At 69.1% G+C, this 24852-nt stretch carries 27 protein-coding genes; 16 read left to right on the top strand and 11 right to left on the bottom strand.

Features of this window, described 5'->3' with window-relative positions:
- Positions 1-15: 15 nt before the first annotated feature.
- The 5 genes from EV647_RS04635 to EV647_RS04615 form a co-directional block, all read right to left on the bottom strand.
- Positions 16-657 (bottom strand): response regulator transcription factor, encoded by a 642-nt coding sequence (locus EV647_RS04635; RefSeq protein ID WP_133998870.1) that lies wholly within the window; start codon positions 655-657, stop codon positions 16-18.
- Positions 650-1885 (bottom strand): sensor histidine kinase, encoded by a 1236-nt coding sequence (locus tag EV647_RS04630; protein ID WP_133998867.1) that lies wholly within the window; start codon positions 1883-1885, stop codon positions 650-652. The genes EV647_RS04635 and EV647_RS04630 overlap by 8 nt, the downstream gene beginning before the upstream one ends.
- A 24-nt stretch (positions 1886-1909) precedes the next feature.
- The gene (locus EV647_RS04625) at positions 1910-2674 is read right to left on the bottom strand and encodes an ABC transporter permease (RefSeq protein ID WP_133998864.1); all 765 of its coding nucleotides are present in this window, start codon (positions 2672-2674) and stop codon (positions 1910-1912) included.
- A complete protein-coding gene (locus tag EV647_RS04620) occupies positions 2671-3585 on the bottom strand; it encodes an ABC transporter ATP-binding protein (RefSeq protein WP_202876038.1) in 915 nt (304 codons plus the stop codon). Before EV647_RS04620 ends, EV647_RS04625 begins: the two co-directional genes overlap by 4 nt.
- Before the next feature lie 93 nt (positions 3586-3678).
- Positions 3679-5466, bottom strand: coding sequence for a long-chain fatty acid--CoA ligase (locus EV647_RS04615; protein WP_133998861.1), 1788 nt, complete (start codon positions 5464-5466; stop codon positions 3679-3681).
- A 105-nt stretch (positions 5467-5571) separates the two neighbouring features.
- Here EV647_RS04615 and EV647_RS04610 point away from each other — a divergent pair, with 105 nt between their 5' ends.
- From EV647_RS04610 to EV647_RS04580, 7 genes are all read left to right on the top strand, one after another.
- Positions 5572-6033 carry a polyketide cyclase / dehydrase and lipid transport gene (locus EV647_RS04610; protein ID WP_133998858.1) on the top strand — a complete coding sequence of 154 codons (462 nt, stop codon included), beginning with the start codon at positions 5572-5574 and terminating at the stop codon, positions 6031-6033.
- 4 nt (positions 6034-6037) lie between these two features.
- Positions 6038-6469: an SRPBCC family protein gene (locus EV647_RS04605; protein ID WP_131342091.1), complete on the top strand. Its 432-nt coding sequence runs from the start codon at positions 6038-6040 to the stop codon at positions 6467-6469.
- Positions 6470-6473: 4 nt separating this feature from the next.
- Positions 6474-7778, top strand: coding sequence for an ArsA family ATPase (locus EV647_RS04600; protein ID WP_133998855.1), 1305 nt, complete (start codon positions 6474-6476; stop codon positions 7776-7778).
- Positions 7775-8176, top strand: a complete 402-nt coding sequence (locus EV647_RS04595) for a hypothetical protein (RefSeq protein WP_133998852.1) — start codon at positions 7775-7777, stop codon at positions 8174-8176. Before EV647_RS04600 ends, EV647_RS04595 begins: the two co-directional genes overlap by 4 nt.
- The gene (locus tag EV647_RS04590) at positions 8167-9126 is read left to right on the top strand and encodes an ROK family glucokinase (protein ID WP_133998849.1); all 960 of its coding nucleotides are present in this window, start codon (positions 8167-8169) and stop codon (positions 9124-9126) included. The genes EV647_RS04595 and EV647_RS04590 overlap by 10 nt, the downstream gene beginning before the upstream one ends.
- An 81-nt stretch (positions 9127-9207) precedes the next feature.
- On the top strand, positions 9208-10350 hold the full coding sequence (locus tag EV647_RS04585) for an ROK family glucokinase (RefSeq protein ID WP_133998846.1): 1143 nt from the start codon (positions 9208-9210) through the stop codon (positions 10348-10350).
- Positions 10347-11042: an endonuclease/exonuclease/phosphatase family protein gene (locus EV647_RS04580; RefSeq protein ID WP_133998843.1), complete on the top strand. Its 696-nt coding sequence runs from the start codon at positions 10347-10349 to the stop codon at positions 11040-11042. The genes EV647_RS04585 and EV647_RS04580 overlap by 4 nt, the downstream gene beginning before the upstream one ends.
- On the opposite strand, the gene EV647_RS04575 is transcribed toward EV647_RS04580, so the two are convergent.
- Positions 11032-11775, bottom strand: coding sequence for a phytanoyl-CoA dioxygenase family protein (locus tag EV647_RS04575; RefSeq protein ID WP_133998840.1), 744 nt, complete (start codon positions 11773-11775; stop codon positions 11032-11034). The two genes, EV647_RS04580 and EV647_RS04575, sit on opposite strands and share 11 nt — an antisense overlap.
- 40 nt (positions 11776-11815) lie before the next feature.
- Positions 11816-12565: an enoyl-CoA hydratase-related protein gene (locus EV647_RS04570; RefSeq protein ID WP_133998837.1), complete on the bottom strand. Its 750-nt coding sequence runs from the start codon at positions 12563-12565 to the stop codon at positions 11816-11818.
- A gap of 93 nt (positions 12566-12658) precedes the next feature.
- Between EV647_RS04570 and EV647_RS04565 the strand changes: the two genes are divergently transcribed.
- Positions 12659-13177 carry a hypothetical protein gene (locus tag EV647_RS04565; protein WP_133998834.1) on the top strand — a complete coding sequence of 173 codons (519 nt, stop codon included), beginning with the start codon at positions 12659-12661 and terminating at the stop codon, positions 13175-13177.
- Here EV647_RS04565 and EV647_RS04560 read toward each other — a convergent pair.
- The 4 genes from EV647_RS04560 to EV647_RS04545 are packed head-to-tail and all read right to left on the bottom strand — an operon-like array spanning position 13174 to position 16420.
- Entirely contained in the window at positions 13174-13599 is a 426-nt protein-coding gene (locus EV647_RS04560) for a nuclear transport factor 2 family protein (protein WP_133998831.1), read from the bottom strand. The two genes, EV647_RS04565 and EV647_RS04560, sit on opposite strands and share 4 nt — an antisense overlap.
- A 25-nt stretch (positions 13600-13624) precedes the next feature.
- Entirely contained in the window at positions 13625-14866 is a 1242-nt protein-coding gene (locus tag EV647_RS04555; RefSeq protein WP_133998828.1) for a TIGR00300 family protein, read from the bottom strand.
- Positions 14867-14922: 56 nt separating this feature from the next.
- Complete coding sequence (locus EV647_RS04550; protein ID WP_133998825.1) at positions 14923-15633, bottom strand: hypothetical protein; 711 nt, start codon at positions 15631-15633, stop codon at positions 14923-14925.
- Positions 15626-16420 carry a carboxylesterase gene (locus tag EV647_RS04545; protein WP_238177030.1) on the bottom strand — a complete coding sequence of 265 codons (795 nt, stop codon included), beginning with the start codon at positions 16418-16420 and terminating at the stop codon, positions 15626-15628. Before EV647_RS04545 ends, EV647_RS04550 begins: the two co-directional genes overlap by 8 nt.
- A 345-nt stretch (positions 16421-16765) precedes the next feature.
- On the opposite strand from EV647_RS04545, the gene EV647_RS04540 reads away from it, so the two are divergent.
- From EV647_RS04540 to EV647_RS04505, 8 genes are all read left to right on the top strand, one after another.
- Positions 16766-17530 (top strand): 1-acyl-sn-glycerol-3-phosphate acyltransferase, encoded by a 765-nt coding sequence (locus EV647_RS04540; RefSeq protein ID WP_133998821.1) that lies wholly within the window; start codon positions 16766-16768, stop codon positions 17528-17530.
- Between the two features lie 36 nt (positions 17531-17566).
- The gene (locus EV647_RS04535) at positions 17567-17959 is read left to right on the top strand and encodes a DUF2237 family protein (protein WP_133998818.1); all 393 of its coding nucleotides are present in this window, start codon (positions 17567-17569) and stop codon (positions 17957-17959) included.
- Positions 17960-18002: 43 nt separating this feature from the next.
- The gene (locus tag EV647_RS04530; RefSeq protein ID WP_238175137.1) at positions 18003-19376 is read left to right on the top strand and encodes a class II 3-deoxy-7-phosphoheptulonate synthase; all 1374 of its coding nucleotides are present in this window, start codon (positions 18003-18005) and stop codon (positions 19374-19376) included.
- On the top strand, positions 19373-20395 hold the full coding sequence (locus EV647_RS04525) for a low specificity L-threonine aldolase (RefSeq protein WP_133998815.1): 1023 nt from the start codon (positions 19373-19375) through the stop codon (positions 20393-20395). The genes EV647_RS04530 and EV647_RS04525 overlap by 4 nt, the downstream gene beginning before the upstream one ends.
- 37 nt (positions 20396-20432) lie before the next feature.
- Complete coding sequence (locus EV647_RS04520) at positions 20433-21410, top strand: ribose-phosphate pyrophosphokinase (RefSeq protein WP_133998812.1); 978 nt, start codon at positions 20433-20435, stop codon at positions 21408-21410.
- 896 nt (positions 21411-22306) lie between these two features.
- A complete protein-coding gene (locus EV647_RS04515; protein ID WP_133998809.1) occupies positions 22307-22726 on the top strand; it encodes a hypothetical protein in 420 nt (139 codons plus the stop codon).
- 178 nt (positions 22727-22904) lie between these two features.
- A complete protein-coding gene (locus tag EV647_RS04510) occupies positions 22905-23546 on the top strand; it encodes a hypothetical protein (protein WP_133998806.1) in 642 nt (213 codons plus the stop codon).
- A gap of 532 nt (positions 23547-24078) precedes the next feature.
- Positions 24079-24648 carry a cyclopropane-fatty-acyl-phospholipid synthase family protein gene (locus EV647_RS04505; protein ID WP_238177029.1) on the top strand — a complete coding sequence of 190 codons (570 nt, stop codon included), beginning with the start codon at positions 24079-24081 and terminating at the stop codon, positions 24646-24648.
- Positions 24649-24852 lie beyond the last annotated feature (204 nt).

Here is a 24852-nt window from a genome sequence, read left to right as displayed (position 1 = left end):
AAGTTCAAGCGTTCGTCAGTCGCGACCGAGGATTCCCTGCTCGTAGCCTTTGGCCACGGCTGCGGCACGATCGGTGACACCGAGTTTGGTGAAGACATGGCTGAGATGGGTCTTCACCGTGGCCTCGCTGATGAACAGTTCGCGGGCGATGTCGCGGTTCGACGTACCTTTCGCGACCAGCTCCAGGACTTGCCGTTCGCGCGCGGCCAACGGGCTCGGCGCCGGCGAGCGGACTGCCGACACCAGCCGCGACGCAACCGCGGGGGAGAGCACCGTACGACCGGCCGCGGCCTGGCGGACGGCGTTGAACAACTCGTCCTGCGGCGCGTCCTTGAGCAGGTAGCCGGTGGCGCCCGCCTCGATCGCCGGCAGCGTATCGGTGTCGGTGTCCCAGGTCGTCAGGACCAGCACCTTCGAGCGGATGCCGCGGCGGGTCAGTTCGGTGATCGCGTCGAGCCCGCCGCCACCCGGCATCCGGAGGTCCATCAGGATCACGTCCGGGGTCAGGTCCGCGGCCAGCTCGACCGCCTCGACGCCGTTCGACGCCTCCGCGAGCACGGTGAATCCGGGCGTGGACTCGAACATGCCACGCAGACCGTTGCGGACCACCGGGTGGTCGTCGACGAGAAGCAGTGAGATCCCAGATGAGTCAGACATCGAGCACCAACGGTATGCGAGCAGAGACCGCCGTACCGAACCCTGGCTCGGACTCGACCGTCAGCGAGCCGGCGATGCGTTCGGCGCGGGCCCGCATCCCGTCGAGGCCGAAGCCGCCGGTGCCGGTCCGGGCAGACAGGGCCAGCGGATCGAAGCCCTTGCCGTCGTCGCGAATGTCCACCGTTACCTCGTCGTCCATGAAACTGAGCGTCACGCCGGCGCGGGTCGCCGCGGCGTGCTTCGACACGTTCGCCAGGGCCTCCTGCGTGATCCTCAGGACTGTCGCCGAGAACTCACCGTGCAGGTGCTGCGCCGTACCGGTCAGGGTGAACTCGGCAGGTACGCCGGTCCGCTCGGACCACTGGTCGACGGTCTTGCGAAGCGCCTCGGGGAGACCGTCGGACGACAGACCCGCCGGAGCGAGGTTCTGCACCGAGCGGCGCGCCTCGCCCAGGCTGTGCCGGGCCAGATCGGTCGCGCGGCCGACATGCGCCTTGACGGTCGCCGGGTCGGACGAGTTCGCCACCACCTGGAGTTGCGCGATGATGCCGGTCAGCCCCTGTGCGATGGTGTCGTGGATCTCCGCGGCCAACCGGCGCCGCTCGTCCGCGATGCCCGCTTCCCTTGCCTGGACAAGGAGTTGGGCCTGCAACGCGGCGTTCTCCTCGTGCGCCCGCTCGAGCTCGGCGATCGTGACGGCCCGCGCCGTCGACCGTGCCTCCTGCTGGTCGGCGAGGTGTTTCGCGACGGTCACCAAAGCGTTGTTCGCGACCAGCAGACCGGCGAAGGCCAGCCAACCTGTGCGTCCCTCGGGAGGGAAGCTTCCGGTCTGCGCGCTGGCGATCGGGATCGAGCAGGCGAAGAGTGCGAGTCGCCGCCGCCTCCGGCCGGGAATCACCTCGTCGGCGTCGTAGTAGCCCGCCGCCACGTAGAACGCGAAGAAGCCGCTCAGCATCGTCAGCACGGCCGCGATCGCCCAGCGGATCACGTAGTACGTCACGGACACGGCATTCGGCCCGCGGTGCAGGCGGCCGCTCCGGCTCCACCACAGCTGCAGGAGCAGAGCGACGCCGACCAGAACGCATGCCGTGATCTGCTCCCGGCGCGACGGCATGATCTGGGCCGCGGTCGCCAGGGCCAGCAAGGAGCCGAGGCCCAGCAGGAAGTACGGAGCCCAACGATGGAACGCCGCCTCGTGCCGGTCGAGGTCGCTGTCCGCCGTTGTCACTCGTCCAGTGTGCACGAACCGGGCCTACTCCCACCGGAACCATCGTGCGGCCGCCGCCGTCAGGACCACCGCCCACGCGGTCAGCACGCCCAGATGGGACCAGGCCGGCCAGTGCCCGGCCGCGGCCTGCTCGAGCGCCTGCGAGGCGGCACCGAACGGGAGAAGTACGACGATCTCCCGCAGCGTGTGCGGCATCGACTGCACGGGAGCCCACAGGCCGGCGGAGAACAGGCTGGGGAAGAACACCACCATGCCGATGCCGGCCGCGAGCCGTGCGGTCGGAGCGAGCGCCGAGATCAGAGCGCCGAGGGCCAGCGCTGCGGTGACCGTGAGCAGGAACGCCAGCGCGTAGCCGACGGCCTGCTTCGGCAGCTGTACGTCGAACGCGAGGCGCCCGATCGTCAGGCAGACCAGCGCGGACAGCACGCCCGCGGCGCCGTTCAGCCCCATCTGGGCGGTGAGGAGCGCGGACGGCCGGACCGGGGTCAAGGACATCCGGCGCAGGATGCCGCGTTCGCGATAGCCGGTGATCACCGGCGGCATCGCCTGCAGGCCGGTGACGATCAGCGCGACCAGGACGAGGGTCGGCACGTACACGTCGATGACCCGCATCCCGAGCCCCTCGTCGAACTTCCGGAAGCTACGGATCGACCCGAGGATCACCAGCAGCAGCGGCGGGAAGCCGAGCGTCCAGAACAAGCTGCCGGCCTCCCGGCGGAACAGTCGCGCCTCGGCCCGCAGTACGGCGGTTCGCGGCGAAGGACGGCGTACCGCCGTGATCGTGCTCATTTGGTGGCTCCCGTGAGGTCGAGGAAGGCGTCGTCGAGGGTGGCGTCGGTGACGCGGAGCTGGTGGGCGGTGATGCGGTGCCGGGCGAGCAGCGACAGCAGCGCGGTGACGGTCTCGTCGGATCCGCCGAGAGTGATCCGGCCGTCCTTGTCCTCGACCGACGCGAGCGCCGGCAGCGCGGCCAGGTCCGCGTCGTCGAGCGGCGCCGACGGGGTGAACGAGATGATCGTGGAGCCCGCCGTCCGGCCGATCAGCCCCTGCGGGGTGTCGAGGGCGGTGATCCGGCCCTTGTCGATCAGGGCGATCCGGTCGCACAGCCGCTGCGCTTCCTCCATGAAGTGCGTGACCAGCAGGACGGTGACGCCGCCGGCGCGGACGTCCTCGACGATCTCCCAGGTGTCCCGGCGGGCGCGCGGGTCGAGACCGGTGGTCAGCTCGTCCAGTACGACGACGCGCGGGTTGCCGATCAGTGCGAGCGCGATGAACAGTCGTTGCTTCTGGCCACCACTGAGGGCACCGAACCGGGTGTTCAGCTTGCCGGTCAGGCCGAGTCGCTCGGCGAGCGGCCGCCAGTCGGCCGGGTTCGGGTACAGGGCGGCGTACAGCTCGAGGGCTTCGCGGACCGTGAGCTTGGCCTGCAGTTCGCTCTCCTGCAGTTGCGCGCCGAGCACCTGCGTAACGGCGGCATGATCGGCGACCGGGTCGAGCCCGGCGATCCGGATCCGCCCGCCGTCAGGGATGCGCAGCCCCTCGACGCATTCGACGGTCGTGGTCTTACCGGCGCCGTTCGGCCCGAGGATCCCGAAGATCTCGCCCTCGTCGACAGTGAACGACACGTCGTCGACGACAGCGCGCCCGCCGTACGCCTTGCGCAGGCTGCTGACTTCGACGATGGGAGATGTACTGGTCATACGTCGAGCTTCGCGGACGGCGTACCGCCCGCACATCGCCCGACGAGCTGGTCCCGGCATCAGCCATTCGGGTGATGCCGCGGCTACACCTTCTTACTTCGCGTAGAGCGCCTCGACGTCGGCGCCGTGCTTGTCCATCACGATGTGCCGGCGCAACGAGAGTTTCAGCGACAGCTCGCCGGACTCCTGGGTCCAGTCGATCGGGAGGATCGAGAACTTCTTGATCGCCTCGGCGTGCGAGACCGAGGCGTTCGCGTCGTCGACCGCCTTCTGCACCTCGGCGATCAGGTCGGCGTCCTGGGTCAGGGCCGCCGGGTCGGTCGGCTTCCCCCGCTCGGTCGCCCACGGAACGATGTTCTCCGGGTCGATCGTGATCAGCGCCGCGATGAACGGCTTGCCGTCGCCGACGACCATGCACTGGCTGACCAGCGGGTGCAGCCGAATCTGGTCCTCGAGCATCGTCGGCGCGACGTTCTTCCCGCCGGCCGTCACCAGGATCTCCTTCTTCCGGCCGGTGATCTTGATGAACCCGTCGACATCGAACTCGCCCAGATCGCCGGTGTGGAACCACCCGTCCGCGTCGATCGCGTTCGCGGTCGCTTCGTCGTTCTTCCAGTAGCCCTGCATCACCTGGCCGCCCTTGAAGAGCAGCTCACCGTCGTCCGCGACACCGACCGTCACACCAGGAAGCGGCCGGCCCACCGTGCCGATGCGGAGGTCGTCGGGCAGGTTCACCGATACGGCGGCGGTGGTCTCGGTCAGGCCGTAGCCCTCCAGGACCGGTACGCCGATACCGCGGAAGAAATGCCCGAGCCGGTCCCCGAGCGGGGCGCCGCCCGAGACGGCGTACTGCACCCGGCCCCCGAGCACTGCTCGCAGCTTGCCGAAGACGAGTCGGTCGAAGAGCAGGTGCTTGGCCTTCAGGCCGAACGAGGCGCCGCCCTTGTCCTGCGCCTGCGAGTACGCGATCGCGGTCTCCGCGGCAGCGTCGAAGATCTTGCCCTTGCCGTCGGCGTGCGCCTTCTGGCTGGCCGAGTTGAACACCTTCTCGAACACCCGCGGCACGCTCAGGATGAACGTCGGCCGGAACGCGCCGAGATCCTCGACGAGGTTCTTCACGTCGGCGGTGTGCCCGACCTTGACCCGCTTCATCACGCAGCCGACCTGGATGATCCGGGCGAACACATGCGCGAGCGGCAGGAACAGCAAGGTGCTCGCGCCGGTGGTGTCGAACAGGTCGTCGAGGATCTTCACCGCGGGACCGAGCTCGTCGAGGAAGTTCGAGTGGCTGATCTTGCAGCCCTTCGGGCGTCCCGTCGTACCGGAGGTGTAGATCAGAGTCGCGAGGTCGGACGGCGCGACCGCGGAGCGGCGCTTGTCGAACTCGGCGTCGGTGACGTCCTGACCCAGCGCGGTGAGCTGGTCGACGGCGCCGGCCTCGATCTGCCAGACCTCCTGCAGCGCGGGCGCCTCGGCCCGGGAGGACTCGACGACCGCGCCGTGGGTCGCGTTCTCGACGACGGCGACGACCGCCTCGGAGTCCGTCAGGATCCACTGGATCTGCGAGGTCGAGGAGGTCTCGTAGATCGGCACGGTGACCGCGCCGATGCTCCAGATCGCGTAGTCGATCAGGGTCCACTCGTAGCGCGTCGCGCTCAGCAGAGCGACCCGCTCGCCGTGCTTCACCCCGGCCGCGATCAGGCCCTTCGCGACGCCGGTCACCTGCTGCGCGAACTCCGCCGCGGTGACATCGGTCCAGGTCGACCCTGTACGGCGGCTGAACACCGCGGTGTCAGGATGAGAGGACGCGTTCGCCCACACCGGGTCGCTCAGGCTCCCGGTGGGCGGTTCTGTCACAGCAGGAACGGTGTACTCACGCATCCGCGTCTCCTCAGTCGGTCCCGAATTGTCGACTTCCGGCGCACGCTACAGTCACCTACCCACAAGTAGCCAGGTTTATGTGACCCACGGAACTAGGTTCTAGCCATGCCATTGCTCGACATCAGTTGCGACGACCTGGTCGTTGCTGATCCAGCCTACGTCGCCGAGCGACTCGGTTCGGACACCCTCTGGCGTGAGTGGTGGCCGGAGCTCACGCTGACGCCGTCCGAGCGGCGCGGTCGCGAGGGGGTCCGGTGGGTGGTCACCGGCGCCGCGATCGGTACGGCGGAATGGTGGCTGGAAGCGGTCCGGGACGGGGTGGTCGTGCACTGGTACCTGCGGGCCGATCCCGCGAAGCCGGTCCGCGGCCGCGCGGTCGAGCGCTTGAAGGAGCGGTACGTCGCGGCGTACCGGGAGAGGCTGTGGGCGTTCAAGGACGAACTCGAAGCGGGCCGCGCGGCGGGCGAACGCCGTACCGGATCCGATCCCGCGATAGTCTCCGGGGAGGACACGGGCCCATCGGGGGGTCCGGTCGTCCCGCAGACCCCGGGCAAAGCGAAGAGGTGAATCGATGGCGGAACAGACCACCTCGACCATCCAGGTGAACGCGACCCCCAAAGAGATCATGGCGGTGATCGCGGACTTCGCGGCCTACCCGGAATGGGCCGACTCGATGCGGGAGACCGAGGTGCTGTCCACCGACGAGGCCGGCCGGCCGAACAAGGTGCGGTTCAAGGTGGACGCCGGCGCGATCTCCGACGAGTACACGCTGGCCTACGTCTGGTCCCGCAACGAGGTGACCTGGACGCTGGTCGAGGCGAAGATGGTGAAGGGGATGGACGGCGCGTACGTCCTGAAGGATCTGGGAGCCGAGGGGACCGAGGTGACGTACCGGCTGGCTGTGGATGTGGCGATCCCGATGATCGGCATGCTCAAGCGGAAGGCCGAGAAGGTCATCATCGACACGGCCCTCAAGGGCCTCAAGAAGCGCGTCGAGTCCTGATCCAGTGACTCGGGTACTGCTGTACACAGGTAAGGGCGGCGTCGGCAAGACGACCTCCGCCGCGGGGACGGCCACGCTCGCGGCACTGCGCGGGCTGCGGACGCTGGTGCTGTCGACGGACGCCGCGCACTCGCTGTCGGACGCGTTCGACTCCGAGGTCGGACCGGAGCCGACCGAGATCGACGACCTGCTGTTCGTCCAGCAGATCAACGCACAGCGCAAGTTCGAGCGGTCCTGGGGTGACATCCAGGCGTATCTGCGGTCGGTGCTGCACATGGTCGGGGTCGACCCGGTCGAGGCCGAGGAGCTGACCGTGCTCCCTGGCGCCGAGGAAGTGCTCGCGCTGCTCGAGGTCCGCGACCACGTCCGGTCCGGCCGCTGGGACGTGATCGTCGTCGACTGCGCTCCGACCGCGGAGACGCTGCGTCTGCTGGCGTTGCCCGAGGCCCTGAACTGGTACCTCGAACGGATCTTCAACGCCGAGCGCAAGATGATGCGGACGTTCCGGCCGTTCCTGAGCCGCGGGTCGAGCATCCCGATGCCGGACGACACGGTCTTCGACGCGCTGCGGCGCCTGCAGGCCGACCTGTCCGACATCCGCACGCTGCTGGCCGGACCGGACGCCTCGGTGCGGCTGGTGCTGACGCCGGAGGCAGTCGTGGTCGCCGAGGCCCGGCGGTCGCTGACCCGGCTGTCGCTGTACGGGTACCGCGTGGACGGTGTCGTGGCGAACCGGGTCTTCCCGGCCGCCGGGGCCGACACGTGGCGCCGGCAGTGGGTCGCGGCGCAGCGGGGGATTCTTGAGGAGGTCGCGGACTCGTTCCGGCCGTTGCCGATCTGGGAGTCGCCGTACCGCGTCTGTGAGCCGGTCGGCGTCGAGGAACTGGCCGCGTTCGCGGTGGAGATGTACGGCGGGGACGACCCGTTCGCGCGCGCCACGGACGACACGTCGCTCTGGGTGGATCGCCACATCGACACCGACGGGCGGACGTACACGCTGACGATGCCGTTGCCGTTGGCATCCGCCGACGAGCTGGAGCTCGCGCGGCACGGGGACGAGCTGATCATCACCGTCGGGTCGTACCGCCGGGTGCTGCCGCTGCCCGCCGCCCTGGCGCGTGGCGTGGTCGCGGGCGCGCGGCTGGACGAAGGCCGGTTGCAGGTGCGGTTCTCGCCGCGGGAGGTCGCGCGACCGGTCACTCCCGAGGTCCCGAGCGGATCCGGGCCGCTCGAGTCGGCCCAGGAGCTGGCACAGGGCCTGGCGGCCGAGTACCACGAGGCGCTGACCCGTCGCGAGGCGGCGCGGTGACGAAAGAACCGGTCGGCTCGGTCGCTGAGGAGGCGGCGAAGCTGTTCGCCGTACTGCAGAACGCTGCCCATGACGCGCCGCCTGCCGACGAGGCCGAGCATGACACTGGAGAGCACGAGCACAAGTTGGGTCCCGACTGTGTGTGGTGCCCGGTCTGTCAGCTGATCCACCGGGTGCGGAACACCAGCCCGGAGACGATCGAGCAGCTGTCGACAGCCGCCGCGCATGTGCTCGGCTCACTGAGATCTCTGCTGGAGGCCGCCGCGGACGCGGCCCGGCAGACGCGGGAGGACGCAGCGTCGCGCTCCTCGCCACCGGAGGAGGAAGCGGCCCAAGAATCGACTCGGTCCCGGGTGGACCGGATCGACGTGAGTGAGGACCCCGAACCATGGGACTGACGATCGGCATCGACGTCGGCGGTACGAAGATCGCGGCCGGCGTGGTCGACGAGCACGGCGCGATCATCGCGCGCACGCATCGCGACACCCCGGCCGACTCGGTCGACGCCACCGCGGCGGCCATCTGCGACGCGGCCGCCGAGCTGATCGCGAACCACGCCGTGGAAGCGGTCGGGATCGGCGCGGCCGGGTTCGTCTCCTCGGACCGGTCGACGGTGCTGTTCGCGCCGAACCTGGCCTGGCGGGACGAGCCGCTCGGCGCACGCGTCACGGAGCAGCTGAAGGTCCCGGTCGTGGTCGAGAACGACGCGAACGCGGCGGCCTGGGGCGAGTTCGCGTTCGGCGCGGCCAAGGAAGTCGAGGACATGGTCTGCATCACGGTCGGCACCGGGATCGGCGGCGGCGTGGTGATCGAGGGCGAGATGCTGCGCGGCGCCCACGGCGTGGCGGCCGAGCTCGGCCACATGCGCGTCGTACCCGGTGGACACCGGTGCGGGTGCGGTTCTCGCGGCTGCCTCGAGCAGTACGCCTCCGGCAAGGCGCTGGTGCGCGAGGGCAGGGCGCAGGCCGAGTCGGGTTCGCTGGCGGCGGTGCAGATGCTGAGCGTGTGCGGGATCACCGACCCTGCCGAGCTGACCGGCCCGATGATCACCGACGCGGCGGTGCAGGGGGATCCGTGCGCGGTCGAGTTGCTCGACGACCTGGGCCGCTGGCTGGGTGAGGGCGTCGCGAGCCTGGCGACGATCTTCGACCCGTCGCTGGTCGTGATCGGCGGCGGTGTGAGCGCGGCGAAGGATCTGATCATGAAGTCCGCGGTGCAGGCGTTCGAGAAGGTGCTGCCCGCCAAGGCCAACCGCCCGCACGCGCCGTTCACCCTCGCCGAGCTGGGCAACGACGCCGGCCTGATCGGCGCCGCCGACCTGGCCCGGCGCCCGGTCCCGACGCTGTGACGCCCCGATGATTGTCCTGACCTGGGATACTGGACCCGGGACACATCCTGGCCCGGCGGGGGTCGCGAGGAAGGTCGAACCTTGGCGTTGACGCAGGCACTGACGATCGGGATCGACATCGGCGGGACCAAGGTCGCCGCCGGGGTGGTCGACCCGGAGGCCAACATCCTCGACCGGTTGCGGCGGGACACGCCGACGACGGACCCGAAGGAGACCGAGGACGCGATCGCGGAGATCGTGCGCGACCTGGAGTCGCGGCACGACGTGATCGCGGTCGGCATCGGCGCCGCCGGGTTCGTCGACGGCACCCGGTCGTCGGTGCTGTTCGCACCGCACCTCGCCTGGCGGCACGAGCCGCTGCGGGACGCGGTCGAGCGCCGGCTCGGCCTGCCGGTCGTGGTCGAGAACGACGCGAACGCGGCCGCCTGGTCCGAGTGGCGGTTCGGCGGCGGTCAGGGCGAGAGCCACCTGGTGTGCGTCACCCTCGGCACCGGCATCGGCGGCGCGATCCTGAACGACGGCGCGTTGCAGCGCGGGAAGTTCGGGATCGCGGGCGAGTTCGGGCACATGCAGGTCGTGCCGGGCGGTCACCGCTGCGAGTGCGGGAACCGCGGCTGCTGGGAGCAGTACGCCTCCGGCAACGCGCTGACCCGGGAGGCCCGTGAGCTGGCGCTGTCCGGTTCGCCGGTCGCGCACAACCTGCTGCGGGCGGCCGAGGGCGATCCGCGCAAGATCAACGGCCCGATGGTGACCGCGCTGGCCAAGGACGGCGACCCGGTCGCGGTCGAGCTGCTCGAGGACGTCGGCCGCTGGCTCGGCATCGGCCTCGCGAACCTGGCCGCCGCGCTCGACCCGGGCACGTTCGTGATCGGCGGTGGCGTGTCCGACGCGGGCGAGCTGCTGCTGGCGCCGGCGCGGGAGGCGTTCAAGCGGACGCTGACCGGCCGCGGATTCCGCCCGGAGGCGCGGATCGTGCGCGCGGTGCTCGGGCCGGAGGCGGGCCTGGTCGGTGCGGCCGACCTGGCGCGTGAAGAGGCGACGTGGCTGCGCCGGGTCCGGGTGAAGACCACTGCCGTGACCGCGAAGACGGCTGCGGCGCGCGGACGGTCGACCCGCCTCGAGCGGGCGGCCCGGAAGACCGCGGGACGGCGTACCGGGATGCGCGCCGCGGCGCAGGACACCGACCTGCACCCGGCTGACCTGAACGGCGACCCTGAGGCATGAGTGACGGCGCCCTGCGGGTGCTGTCGTACAACGTGCACCGGTGGGGAGACGACCGTACGGCGCTCGCTCGCGTGGTGCGGGCGTGCGCGCCGGACGTGATGCTCGTGCAGGAGGCGCCGACCTGGTTCGGCACCCGTCGCAAGCGCCGGGCGATGGCCGCCACCTTCGGGATGCGGTACGTCGCGGCCGCCGCCCGGAACGCGATCCTGGTTGCCGACGGCATCGAGCTCGGCGATCCGCTGCGCTGGCGGGTCTGGCGGCCGTTCGTCCGCCGGCGCCTGAACTTCGTCGCCACCCAGCTGTCCGGCGGCGCCGTCGGCGGTCAGGTCCTCGTCGGCACGACGCCGGTCGCTGTCGTCTGCTGTCATCTCGGCCTGCACATCCTCGGCCGTCAGCACGAGCTCGAGCAGATCCTGAAGCGATGCCGCGCGTTCGGCACGCCGTACCTGCTGGCCGGCGACCTGAACGAGGAACCCGACGGCCCGGTGTGGAAACGACTGGCCGAGGAAGGCCTGACCGACCTCGGCGCCGACGCGGGCCCGACCTTCAGCTCCACGAATCCCCACAAACGCATCGATGGCGCCCACCTGTCGCCGACGCTGCAGGGACGCATCCTCCCGACACCTGCTTCCGCGGAGGACCTCGCCGCCGCCTCCGACCACCTCCCGATGCTGATCGAGATCAGGGTCTGAACTCGAGCAGCGGATCAGTGACCGCGGCCCGCCAGTTGGCGCGATGCGTCGTGGTCCGGAGCCGGTAGTACAGGGTTTCCCGGCGTACGTCGTCCGCGCTGCCGGAGTGGCCGCCGATGTTGTGCGCCAGCAGATAGTGCGCGAAGAGCACGCTGCCGGCCGCTCCGGTGGCCTGGATCGGATCGCCGAGCGGGATGTCGGGGTAGGGGCCCGGATTCATCTCGTCGACCCGGGACAGCGCGTCGGCGCCACGGTCGGCAAGGTACTCGCCGAAGCGAAGGTGCGTCCCCGGCCAGAGGTAGAGATTGCCCCGGTCCAGCTCCTCGTGAGAAGTCAGCCACAATCCGGCGAGCATCGTAAACGTCCCCGGCGTGCCGTCTTCCAGACCCGGCGTGATCCCGTCGACGTGCGGTCCGCCCGGCCGGTGCGGCCACGGCGGGATCGTCGTCGCGACCTGGGCCTGGTCGGGCTCGAGAAGCTCCAGTTCCGGCCGCAGCAACTGCGCGGCCAGCTCCGCGATCCCAGCTGCGCGGTACAACGCCAGCAGCGGGTGTCCGCCGTCGAGGGCGGGCCACAGGAAGTGCGCGCCGACACCCTCCGGCGGCTGGCGTTCGAGCATCTCGCCGACAATGCGGCGAGCGGCGGCGATCTGGTCGTCGGTGAGTACGCCGGGCACGACGACGTACCCCTGGTTCCGGAACTGCGTCCGCTGTGCCTCGGTGAGCTGCCGCATGCCGCCAGTCCAGCAGCGGCATCGGTGTGCGGCAAACGAATTAGCTCTTCTTGCGGTTCAGGAACGCGAGCATGGCTTCTTGGGCGGCGGGGGAGCCGAACAGGGATGCGGACAGGTCGGCGAGGTCTTTGCCGCGGGCATCTATGTCGGCGAGCAACTCGCGGTTGAGGAGCTTCTTGGTTTCGCGCAGGCCCTGTGGTGCGCCCTTCAGGATGGACGTGAGCACCGTGTCGACGGCGGCGTCCAGGTCGCTGTCGGGGACCGTGAGCGTGAGCAGGCCGAGACGCGCCGCCTCGAGGGCGTCGAAGGCGTTGCCGGTCAGGAAGGTGTACGCCGCCGCGCGGTCCGTGAGCCGGGGGAGGACCGTCAGCGAGATCGTCGCCGCCGCGAGCCCCAGCCGGACCTCGGTCAACGCGAACGTCGCGCTCTCCCCGGCGATGCTGATGTCGGCCGCCGCCACGATCCCGATGCCACCCGCTCGCGCCGGGCCCGCGACGCGCACGACGACCGGCTTCGGGTTCGCCACGATCGCCCGCTGTACGTCGACCATCCGCTGCGCGCCGACGCCCATCCCGACGGTCGTCGCCTCGGACAGATCGGCCCCCGAGCAGAACACGTCCAGCGCCGACCGAACCACGATCACCCGCACCGCATCGTCCCCACCCGCCGCCTCGAGCCGCGCCAGCAACTCACCGGTCAACTGCTGCGACAACGCATTCTTGTTGTGCGGCGAGTCGAGCGTGATCGTGGCAACGCCGCCATCGGTGTCCAGGTGCACGAGTTCCGTCATACCGCCATCCAACACGCTCGCGGTCCAGGCGTCATGCCCAGGCGGACGTGACGGTGCAGACAGGTCGGCCCGGTGACGTGAAAGGGTGCCGGGATGACGATTGACATCAGTGGCTCGAACGTCCGCCAGACGGTCCGGTTCGATCGGCCGATCAAAGGCAAGGATCTGATCGAAGCGGTGCGGGCCACCTGCGAGGCGAACAGGTCCGAGTTCTCCGAGACCAAGCGGTACGACGACGGCTGGCTGCACGCCGTCGGTCAGAGCTCGCATGCGGAGCAGCAGCAGTTGCTGGTGGCACCCGATCGCGACAACGCGTTCATCGAGCCGGACAAGACCTACACGGAGGCTGTGGTCCTGCGGCACAACTTTCCGCGGGCGGGCATGCGGAACCTGGCCCGCAACGACTTCGACGTCGAGGACGAGGTCCGAGAGGTGATCGAGTTCGCCGAGGCGTTGCAGCGGACGGTTCAGCACGGTCCCGACGCCGGCAAGGCGATGTCGCGCGGCCTGGACGCAGGCGGACCGGAGGTGCGGGCCGGCAACGCTCCGGACTGGGGCCGTCGGGAGGGCAGCGGCTATCGCCCCGGCGGACACCGCGACCTCAGCCGTTAAGGCCCCGTCAGGGCCGAGGTGGGGTTGAGGGGGTCGGCGTGGCGGTGGGTGATCTTCCACGCGCGGTCCTCGGCCCGGAACACCATCGTCGTGCGCAGCAGGTGCGGCACCGGGGCCGGCTGGGTGACGTGCTGGACGGTGCCGCGCTCGATCGCGACCGTGTACGCCGTGTCCGCGCCGACGTGCTTGACGAGGTACTCGAACTCGATCTTCGCGCCGCTGGGGAGGAACTGCGAGGACGCCCACTCGTACCGCGGCCCGATCTCGGACCAGCCGACCTCCTGGCCGCCGAACCCGCCGAAGATCGAGGTCTGTTCGCTGCGCGACACCAACGGCAACCACAACGACGGATCGCCGTTGACGAACGCGGTATTGGCCTCCTCGAAGCGCCGCAGGAACGACTCGAAGTCCTGATTCAGCATAGGACCAGCGTGTACGGCGATGGGGTCACTTCATGTCGGCGTACGACGGGGAGAGTTCGCGGGCCAGGTGCTCGATGAACAGGCCGACGTCCGTGACGATCCCGCGGGCCTGGGACGAGCCGCGGTCCGCGAGCTTGGTCACCGTCGCCGGGTTGATGTCCACGCAGGTCAACGGGATCGACGCCGGCAGGATGTTGCCGGTGGCAACCGAATGCAGCATGGTCGCGGCCATCAGGCAGTACCCGACCCCGTCCAGCTCGGCCCGCATCGCGCGCTGGCCCTCGAGTACGTCGGTGTAGACGTCCGGCAGCGGCCCGTCGTCACGCACCGACCCGACCAGCACGAAACTCTTACCTTGCCGAACCAGCGCGTGCATCACCCCGGACGTCAGCACGCCCTGCTCGACCGCCGCCGCGATGGACCCGGCCTTGCGGATCGTGTTGATCGCCCGGATGTGGTGCTCGTGCCCGTGCTCGACACCCCGCCCGCGGGCGAGATCCACGCCGAGCGACGTCCCGTACAGCGACGACTCGATGTCGTGCGTCGCGAGCGCATTGCCGGCGAACAGTACGTCGACGTACCCGGCCTCCACGATCGCCACCATCGCGGGCGCGGCGCCGGTGTGCACGATGCCGGGCCCGCCGACCCAGAGCACCTTCTGCCCGTTCGCCTTCGCCTCGCGCATCCCGTCCGCGACCTGCTTCACCAGCACCCGCTGCGGCTTCTCCGACGACACGTCCGACTCCATGAAGCCGAATCCGTCCTCGGTGCTCGTCACGATCGGCGGCGTGACCCGCACGCCCTGCGCACTCGTGATGATCCTCATCCCGGCCTGGACCTCGGACATCGGAATGGTCCGTACGGTGCCGGACTCAGGGTCACCCTCGACGAGCAGGCCGCAGTCCATCTCCGGGTTCTGGACGGTGACCCAGTGACCGCCGAGCCGGACGCTCGTCGGCAGGTTCGTGGTCGAGTAGAACCCGTCCGGAAACACCCCGTCCTGGCTGACCTCGGTGATTTCCGGCGTACCGGGGTCGACCAGGTTCGCGCCCTTGGTCTGGATCCGCATCAGCAGCCGCTGCAGCGACTCCTCATCCTCCGCGCCGACCGTCATCCGGACCGTGGACGGGTCGTCCTTGTCGTAGCCGAGATCGAACTTGTCCAGCGTGTACTCGCCGCCGTACCCGCGAATGTCGTCGAGCACCCGGGACAGCAGCCCGGAGTCCATCAGGTGGCCGGTGATCTCGACGGTCTCGGTGACCTGCACGGGTGCCCTCCCAAACGAGTGATGTCGTCAGATTGTCCGACGATCCGCACTCTAACTCAGACGACGGCTCCGTCGTCACCGCCGTCGCCCGGAGGGAGCCGGTCCTTCATCCGGAAGACCAGCGTGAGGAAGCCGCCGATGAATCCGGTGACCGCGAGCGTGGTGATCCGGCCGGTGCCGAAGTCGAGCAGGGCGGCCAGGATCAGCAGCAGCGGGCCGCCGAGCAGCCCGAGCCAGGCGAGCCGGCTGATCCAGTCCAGCCGCGGCCCGCGCGGGGGCTCCGGCGGGACGTAGTGGTCGTGCGGGTCGTCGGCCTTCCTGGCCGGCGGCTCCGCGTCCTCTGTCTTCTTCTCCTCGACGGTGAGCCCGGCCGGTACGTCGATCAGCGGCTCGTACTTGTCGTCGACGTCCTCGCTCGCCGGCCAGCGCGCCACCGTCTCCTCGCCGCCGTCGTGCCCCGGCGCGGACGGCTGGTTGAACTGCTCCACCAACGACTGCCACTCGGCGTCCTCGGTACTGCGGTCGATCACCGGGCGGGCCCGCTCCACCGCCTCGGCGTCGACGAAGATCTCGTCGTACCCGACCGGGATCCGGACCGGCTCCTCGGCCTCCTCCGGCGCCGCGACCTCACGCAGGGCCTCGCTCTGGTTCTCGCAGTACGCCGCGATGCCGGCCGCCTTGAGCGCGTCGAGCACCGGCTCCGCGACCAGCGGATCGATGCCACCGAGCGACGTGTACGACGTCGCGGTCAGTCCGTTGTCACGCATTGCGGTGCTCAATCTTGGACTCACTCTGGGGCTCGCTCAGCCGGCTGATGAAGGCTGTCGAGTCCGCGAAGATCCGCGGTGCGTCGTTGTCCAGAGTTGCCACGTGGTAGCTGTCCTCGAGCAGGGTCTCGGTCACGTCGCGGGACGAGATCGAGGACAGCACCGCCCGCCCCGAGCTCGGCTCCACCAAATGATCGACAGTACTGCGGAACAACAGCACGGGCTGCGTGATCTTCGCCAGATCGTCCCGGGTGATCCTCCACAGTTGCGAGAGCGAGTGCAGCGCCCGCAGTGGCATCCGGTCGTACGCGCCTTCGTCGACGCCGGGCTTCTTGATGTCGTTCGAGATGCCCGGGAACGACGGCACCAGCCTGGACAGCACCGGCAGCAGTGCTAGCCGCTTGTCGTCGGTGCGCACCGACGGGTTGATCAGGACCAGACCGGATACGTCCGCTCCGTGCTGCTCCGCAAGCCGCAGTACCAGGCAGCCGCCCATCGACAGCCCCACCAGGAAGACCCTGTCGTGCTCCTTGCGCAGCCGCTCGAACTCGTTGTCGAGTACGGCGTACCAGTCCGGCCAGGCGGTCTTGTTCATCTCCTGCCAGCTGGTCCCGTGACCGGGCAGCCGCGGTACCGCGACGCCGTACCCCTCGGCGGCCAGGTGCTCACCGAACGGCCGCATCGACCGCGGCGAACCGGTGAATCCGTGGCTCAGCAGTACGCCGACGGCGGCGTTCCCCCCGGTGCCGGGACTGCGGAACTCCTCCGCGTGGGCTTGCACTGGCACGCTCGACTCCTCGCCGTTCACTGTCCTCACAACTGCGCCGTACCACCGGGCCTTCACAACTGGGCCCTGAGGCGCGTGACAATCGTCGCATCTGGGCCGCAACGAGTCTGCATCCAGTCTGCATCCAGGTGACAACACGGTGAGCAACACTCGCATTCCTGGCGGTGACATTGCCTGAGGGGGAAGCTGGAACGTAGTGTCCGCACCGGAAGGTGGCGCGCCGGAGTTGTCGCGTGACCGCCACCGGCGGGCACTGGTGCCGGACGCAGGTACGGGCCGACGATGGTGACGTGGGCTCTCAATGAGTGCTGGTGAGTGTCGGGCGAGTGACGGAGGTCGAGGCGGATGCTGTACCTGTTCCTCAGACGGTTCTTGGTCGCACCACTGGTCCGGCTGCTCTTCCGGCCCAAGGTGACCGGGACGGAGCACGTGCCGACCGACGGTCCGGCGCTGCTGGTCAGCAACCACCTGGCGTTCTGCGACTCGATCTTCCTGCCGGTCTCGATTCCCCGGCAGATCGTCTTCCCGGCCAAATCGGAGTACTTCACCGGTCCCGGCCTGAAGGGGAAGCTGGTCGCCACGTTCTTCCGGTCCGTGGGCCAGATCCCGATCGACCGCTCCGGCGGCCGCGCCTCGCTGGCCGCGCTGAACACCGGCCTGGGGATCCTCGAGAAGGGCGGCCTGTTCGGGATCTACCCCGAGGGCACCCGCTCGCCCGACGGTCGGCTGTACAAGGGCAAGACCGGCGTCGCCCGGATGGCGATCGTGGCCGGCGTCCCGGTGATCCCGGTCGCGATGATCGACACCGAGAAGCTGCAGCCGCCGGGCTCGATCCGGCCGAAGATGTTCTACCGCGAGAAGGGCCGGCTGCTGCCGCGCCTGGTGCGGCCGGGCGTGGCGTTCGGCGAGCCACTGGACTTCTCTCGCTACGAGGGCATGGAGCGCGACCGCTTCGTCTTGCGCTCGGTCACCGACGAGATCATGTACGCCTTGATGGACCTGTCCGGCCAGGAGTACGTCGACATGTACGCCGACAAGGCCAAGGAACTGCTCAAGGCCGGCGAGTCGATCGACGAGCACGTCCGCCTCGGCGACACCAAGGCCAGCTGACCGCATTCCGGCTGTCGTACGGCGAGGATTGCCGTCATGGACAACGACCTGAACGTGCTCGGTGAGCCGCTCGAGGAGTGCGGCACCGATCCGGTGACCGGGTTCTACCGCGACGGCTGCTGCACGAGCGGTCCGGAGGACCTCGGCAACCACACCGTCTGCGCGGTGATGACGTCGGAGTTCCTGGCCCACCAGGCCTCGATCGGCAACGACCTGATCACCCCGCGCCCCGAGTGGCAGTTCCCGGGCCTGAAGCCGGGCGACCGCTGGTGCGTCGTAGCAGCCCGCTGGCTCCAGTCGTACCACGCCGGCGCCCCGGCCCCCGTCGTACTCGCATCGACCCACGTCCGCGCCCTGGACACCATCCCCCTGTCTGCCCTCCGCGCCCAAGCCGTAGACGTCCCCCAGGACCCCAGCTCCCTCACCTGAGACGCGCACGCAGCGTGCGAGGGGGGTCAACTAGGCTGAGGGCATGCAATTTGCGACGTTGACGGCGGGTGAGGTTCCCGGGGTTCCTACGCTGGACGAGTTGCGGGGGCTGAAGCCGCTGCAGCAGCCGGAGTGGCCGGATCAGGGTGTGCTGGAGCAGGTGATCACGGAACTCCGGACGCTGCCGCCGCTGGTGTTCGCCGGTGAGTGCGACGACCTGACGACGAAGATCGGTGCGGTCGCCCGCGGTGAGGCGTTCATCCTCCAGGGCGGCGACTGCGCGGAGACGTTTGCGGGCGTGACCGCGGAGAACATCCGGGCCAAGCTGCGGGTGCTGCTGCAGATGTCCGTCGTACTGCAGTACGCCGCCAGCGTGCCGGTCGTGAAGATCGGCCGGATCGCGGGGCAGTACGCCAAGCCGCGCTCGTCCGGGGAGGAGACCCGCGAGGGCGTGACGCTCCCGTCGTACCGCGGTGACGCCGTGAACGGCTTCGACTTCACCCCCGAGTCGCGGATCCCGGACCCTGCCAGGCTCCGAGGCGTCTACAACGCGGCCGCGGCGACGCTCAACCTGACCCGCGCGTTCACCACCGGCGGGTACGCCGACCTGCACCAGGTGCACGCCTGGAACACGGACTTCGTGAAGTCCTCCCCGGTCGGCCGCCGCTACGAGCAGCTGGCCTCGGAGATCGAGCGCGCGCTGGCCTTCATGCGAGCGTGCGGCGCGACCTCGGACGAGTTCCGGACCGTCGACTTCTACGCGTCGCACGAGGCGCTCATCCTCGAGTACGAGCACGCCCTGACCCGGATCGACTCGCGGACCGAGCAGCCGTACGACGTGTCCGGCCACCTGCTCTGGGTGGGGGAGCGGACCCGTCAGCTGGACGGCGCCCACGTCGAGTTCCTCGCCTCGCTGTCGAACCCGCTCGGTGTGAAGATCGGTCCGACCACGACACCGGAGTACATCCGGGCCCTGATCGACAAGCTGAACCCGAAGGGCATTGAGGGCCGGCTCACGTTCATCACCCGGATGGGCGCGGGCAAGATCCGCTCGGCGCTGCCGCCGCTGCTGGAGGCGGTCCGCGACCACGGCTCGCCGATCGCGTGGGTGTGCGACCCGATGCACGGGAACACGTACGAGACGCCGAACGGGTACAAGACCCGCAACTTCGACGACGTGATGGACGAGGTGCAAGGCTTCTTCGACGCCCACGAGCAGGTCGGGACGTGGCCGGGCGGCGTCCACATGGAGCTCACCGGCGACGACGTCACCGAGTGCCTCGGCGGCGGTGAGGAGCTGGTCGCGGAGGACCTCGTGAACCGGTACGAGACCGCCTGCGACCCGCGGCTGAACCGGCACCAGTCCCTCGAGCTGGCATTCCTCGTCGCGGAACGCCTGCGCGGCGCACAGGCATGATCGACCTCCGCTCGGACACCGTCACGCGCCCGTCCGCGGGCATGCTGGCCGCGATGACGTCGGCCCCGCTCGGCGACGACGTGTACGGCGAGGACCCGACCGTCAACGCGTTGGAGGAGCGGGTCGCCGGGCTGCTCGGGCACGAGGCCGGTCTCTTCACCGTCACGGGGTCGCTCGCGAACATCCTCGGCGTACGTTCCTTGGTGCCGCCCGGCGGTGAGGTGCTGTGTGAGGCGAGTGCGCACATCGCGCGGGCCGAGCTCGGCGCGCACGCGGCCGTGAGCGGTGTCACCACCCGTACCTGGAGCGCGCCGTCCGGGCAGATCGACCTCGAGCAGATCCGCGCGCTGATCGCACCCGACCTCGGTCCGTACTTCGTCGTCACATCGGCCGTCTCGGTCGAGAACACGCACAACTTCGGCGGCGGGTCGATCCAGCACGGGTACGACGTACTCGCGGACGAACTCGATGCGCGCGGTATCCCGCTGCACCTCGACGGCGCCCGACTGTGGAACGCTGGTGTCGCCACTGGACGGCCCGTCGCGTCTTTTGCCTCGCGAGCGGCCGCGGCGAGTGTCTGCCTGTCCAAGGGCCTCGGCGCGCCGGTCGGCTCCGTTCTCGTGGGCTCCGTGGAGCTGATCCGCGAGGCACGGATCTGGCGGAAGCGTCTCGGCGCCGGCTGGCGGCAGGCCGGCGTACTAGCGGCGGCCGGGCTGTACGCCGTCGAACACAACGTCGAGCGACTCGCCGAGGACCACGCGAACGCCCGCGCGATCGCCGAGGTGCTCGCCGACGCGGCGCCCGGCTCGGTGAAGCCCGACCAGGTCGAGACCAACATCGTCGTCGCCGACCTGGCCGCGACCGGTCGCACGGTCGCCGAGGTGGTGGCCGGCGCTCGCGACGCCGGCGTACTGATCGGTGGTGTCGGGGCGACGCAGCTGCGGGTCGTCACGCATCTCGACGCGTCGGCAGCCGACTGCCGTACGGCCGCGGAAATTCTCGCGCGGCTGATCGGTTAGGGTTCAGCTGTCGGGGTCGCAGCGTTCGGGGAGAGCCGTGCGAGAGATCGTCGTGTTCAGCGGAAGTGCCCACACCGAGTTGGCGGAGCAGATCTGTAAGGATCTCGGCGTACCGTTGTCTCCGGTCGAGATCCATCGTTTCAGCAACGATTGCCTGCAGGTCCAACTGCAGGCGAACTGCCGGCAACGAGACGTGTACATCGTGCAACCGCTCGTACCGCCGACGCAGGACCATCTGATGGAGCTACTGCTGATGATCGACGCCGCCCGCGGCGCGTCGGCGCAGCAGATCACCGCCGTCATCCCGCACTACGCGTACGCACGGTCCGACAAGAAGGACGCCTCCCGGATCTCGATCGGCGGCCGGCTCGTCGCCGACATGCTGACCACGGCCGGCGCCAACCGCGTCCTGACGATGTCCCTGCACGCTCCCCAGGTCCACGGCTTCTTCTCGGTCCCGGTCGACCACCTGACCGCGATCGGCATCCTCGCCGACCACTTCCGCGGGCGCGACCTGTCCGACACCGTCGTGGTCAGCCCCGACCTCGGCAACGCGAAGACCGCAACGCAGTTCGCCCGCCTGCTGGGCCTCCCGGTCGCGGCCGGCAGCAAGCAGCGGCTCGCCGACGACCGCGTGGTCATCGACACGATCGTCGGCGACGTCGCCGGCAAACGCGCGATCGTCCTCGACGACGAGATCGCCACCGGCGGCTCCATCATCGAACTCCTGGACCGCCTCAAGGACCGCGGCTGCACGTCGGCCGCCGTAGCCTGCACCCACGGCCTGTTCGCCGGCCCCGCGGTCGAGCGCCTCCGCTCCCACCCCTCCATCACCGAAGTCATCAGCACCGATACCGTCCCCCGCCCCACCGGCTTCCCCGACCTACAAGTCACCTCAGTAGCCGGCCTCTTCGCCGAAGCCATCAAACGAATCCACGACGGCGAATCCGTCAGCAGCCTCTTCGACGGCGTAGACCCCACCCACGCCCCACCCCAACCCAAACTCCCCTTCTAGTACGCCGGGGAGCTTGTGAGGGATGCGGTTGTGATGGTGGGAATGTGGTTGGAGCAGACGGCTGTGATGAGTAGGAATGTGGTCTGACCCCCGCGTGCTAGCGGGCGCTAACTTCGTCGCTCCGCTCCTCAGCGCACCCACTCCGCGCGCTCCCACCGCCCCCGGCTTAGCGCCGTACTCCCAACTGCCGGCTGCCGCCGGCGACCTGCTCGCTACCGCTCGCGGGCGACTACCAACCAAAGCCCGCACCCAACTGACCCGTGCCGCTGGCGACTGCTACTTTCCCGCCCACGCATCCAGCGCTCGGCTACAAGCGAACCGATAAGAACCGCCGAGGAAGACCGTCAGGTTCACCTCGCCCTGAGTCGGAGCCGGCACCACGTCCTCTCCGTCACGCCGTAGTGCGCAGCCACGGCGCGCACATCGTCAGCGAACGGGCTTTCACTGATCACGTTCGTCGTCATTGAGCTCCTCGTGGTCCGCGGGATCCTCGAGTCCTTCCGGTGAGCGGGTTGCGACTGAGCACAGCGATCGCGGGGCGCGCTCGATGTCGCAGCCTAATGCACGCGGCGCTGCCGCCCCGACGGTCATCCGGCGTTGCCTTCAGCAACCACCCCTGCAGCTGAGCGTTGAAGTCGCCGGGATCGGCGGGCCGCAGACCGCCTGGCAATCACCGGTCAGCTCGGCGGCGACGCAACCTGTCGATCGCGCCGTCCCAGACCAAAGTATTGGGGAACGCATGGTTGACGATTACGTGCCAGTTGATAGTTGACACCTCGTCTAGGAAACTGAGAGGCCGCCGTGGTCGGCCCGTTGCCGTAGGTTGCTCAACTGGTGCATGGGATTGGGGTCGTTTGATGCGTGGTCGGCAGCCGAGTCCGTGGGGTTCTCCCGAGGTGTTTCGCACTCTTGTGCGTCAGGCGGGCCTGACGGTGGGGTCGTTGTCCGCGGCGAGCGCGTGGTCGGTGTTCGGCTCGTTCAGCAGAGTCGAGTTCGATGTGCCGAGGGAGCCAGACTCCGATGGTCTCCTGTACCAGTTCGGGATCTATGACTTCTCCGGCGAGCCCCGCTTTCACTTCGATCTGACCAGGCAGTTCGGGTTGCCTGACTCCGACGAGTATCTGCAGTTCCACTGCGATCTCCAGTACCTGCCGACGCCTCGGCTCGAGGTGCTGGGATCACACTCGGAGTGGTGGTTCCCCGGCGACGGGAAACAGTTACCGGACTGGGTCGCCTCGGTGAACCAGCGTCCGGAATGGCCTGTCCTGGAGTCGGCGCTACCGACGGCGGTCGAGGTCTATTGCGACGAGACGTGACGTGACGTGGTCGGTCGGCCTTGATGTTGCGGACCGGCAGGGTGGTGGTGCGGCGCACGACGCGGGTTCCTCGTCGTCGAGCTCGATCGCCACCCTGGAGAGCGGGAGCATGGCTGACATTGTGCGTGCCACGGCTGCGGCGTCTTTTGGCTGTAGGTGAAGGCGTTATGGTCGGGTTGTGGGTGGTTGGGACAGCTTGCGGGTGGAGTTGCGACGGTTGCTCGAGGAATCGCCGGACGCGTTCATGTTCCTGCCTGACCCCGACAGCGAGCGGTCGGAGAAGCGGATTCGGATTGGGCTGGCCGCGTGGGCGACCGACATCGCTGCCGACTTCCACGCGAGGTACGGCGACCTGCTCGATCTGCATGTTGGGATGATGAGGTTTCCGGGCCGAGAACTGTTGGGGAATGCGCACCTGCTCCAGGTCCACGGCGAGCCAGCTGAAGGCGCTGGGTTCGGCGTCGAACCGCTCGCTCCGTTGACGGTCCGAAGTGGACGACACGCGCACCGGGACCTGCTGATCACGAATCGCACCGAGCGCACGGAGTTGTTGATCACCAATGGCGAGTTGTCCTCCGCAGTGACCAACAGCTCTGGCGCCGTGGTCGGCCGCTTCGCCGGCCCGCACACCCTGGCACGGGTGGGCTTTGAGATCGCACCTCAGCAGACTCGTCCAGTCCCTGTCCTGATCGGGACGGCGTCGGTGGTTCCTGAGCTGGGGTACGCCGTCCCACCGGGCCAGTGGACGCTGGTCGTCGTACTGCAGACTGAGACCGGGAGCATGCTGTTGGCGCCGCTGGACCTCACTGTCAGCGAATAGCTGGCGCTTGTGACGGATGTGTGGGTGGTTGGGTTGCTCCGGCGCCCCTCCACCGCCCTACCGCAGTCACCCCCGATCCTCGAGTCGTGGGATTCGGTGGCCAATCGCAGCCTCGATCCACGACTCGCGGTTCCCGGTGCCAACCAAACGCCACGACTCGGCCTGATCCCCGGACAAGACAGTCGTTCCGCGTAGATACCCGGTCGGTTGCGCCGGCGCATCACCTCGTAGGCGTTCTGCACAACCGCGGTCCGAGAAGCGCGTCAGAAGAGCCGGGGTTAACCCGTCGTTTGGTAGCCGCAGGGGCGCAGCGACCGGGCTGGGCGACGGTTGGCGGGGCGGCGGTCGGGAGTGGGGATAGGCAGCGGTGACTGGGTACAGGCGGCGGTGACTGGGGACAGGCAATAGCAGGTGCCGACCCACCATTGCCTGTCCCATGACCTCGGCTCGGGCTGATCTCCACGCACACATCGGACGGCAGGGCCCAATAACCGGTTGCCTGGGCCCAGGTGGTCGCGCAGAGTGCCGTCGCGTGGATGATGCTGAGCTTGACGTGCTGCTGAGGAATGAGCGGTATCCGCGGGCTGCGGCGTACTCGGGGCGGTGGATGGTTGATGGGGCGATGGGGCCGAACCCGGTGTGGCAGGCGGAGGCTCTCACCGAGCTCATGTCGCTTGAGGCTGGGATGCGGGTGTTGGACATGGGGTGTGGCACTGCGCTGAGTTCGATCTTTCTCGCCAAGGAGTTCGGGGTTGAGGTTTGGGCGACCGACCTGTGGGTGCAGCCCGATGAGAACCTGCGGCGGGTGGCTGAGGCGGGGCTCGAGGGGCGGGTGCATCCGGTGCATGCCGAGGCTCACGCGTTGCCGTTCGCCGAAGGGTTCTTCGATGCGCTCGTCAGCATCGGCGCCTACCACTACTTCGGCACCGACGACCTGTATCTCGGCTACTACTCGCGCTTCGTGAAACCTGGTGGTCGGATCGGCATCATCCAGCCCGGTCTTGCCGAGGAGTACGAGACGCTGCCGCCACCACACCTCGAGCCCTACTGGCAATGGGACTTCTGCGCCTGGCACAGTCCGGCCTGGTGGCGGCGGCACTAGGAGAAGACCGGCCTGGTCACCGTCGAGGTCGCCGATCGCCTACCCGACGGGTGGCGGGACTGGCTGCAGTGGAACGAAGCATGCGATCGCGACAGCGGTACGCCGGGACGTGAGGAAGCCCAAATGCTCCACGCCGACGCCGGCCGAACCCTCGGCCTCACCCGAGTCATCGCCCACCGCAACACGTAGCTGGTAGCTTCAGCA

This window comes from Kribbella sp. VKM Ac-2566 (genome assembly GCF_004366005.1).
GTDB lineage: Bacteria > Actinomycetota > Actinomycetes > Propionibacteriales > Kribbellaceae > Kribbella > Kribbella pratensis.
Note: the sequence above shows the minus strand (reverse complement) of the source record. Positions and strands in the feature narration are given on the sequence as shown.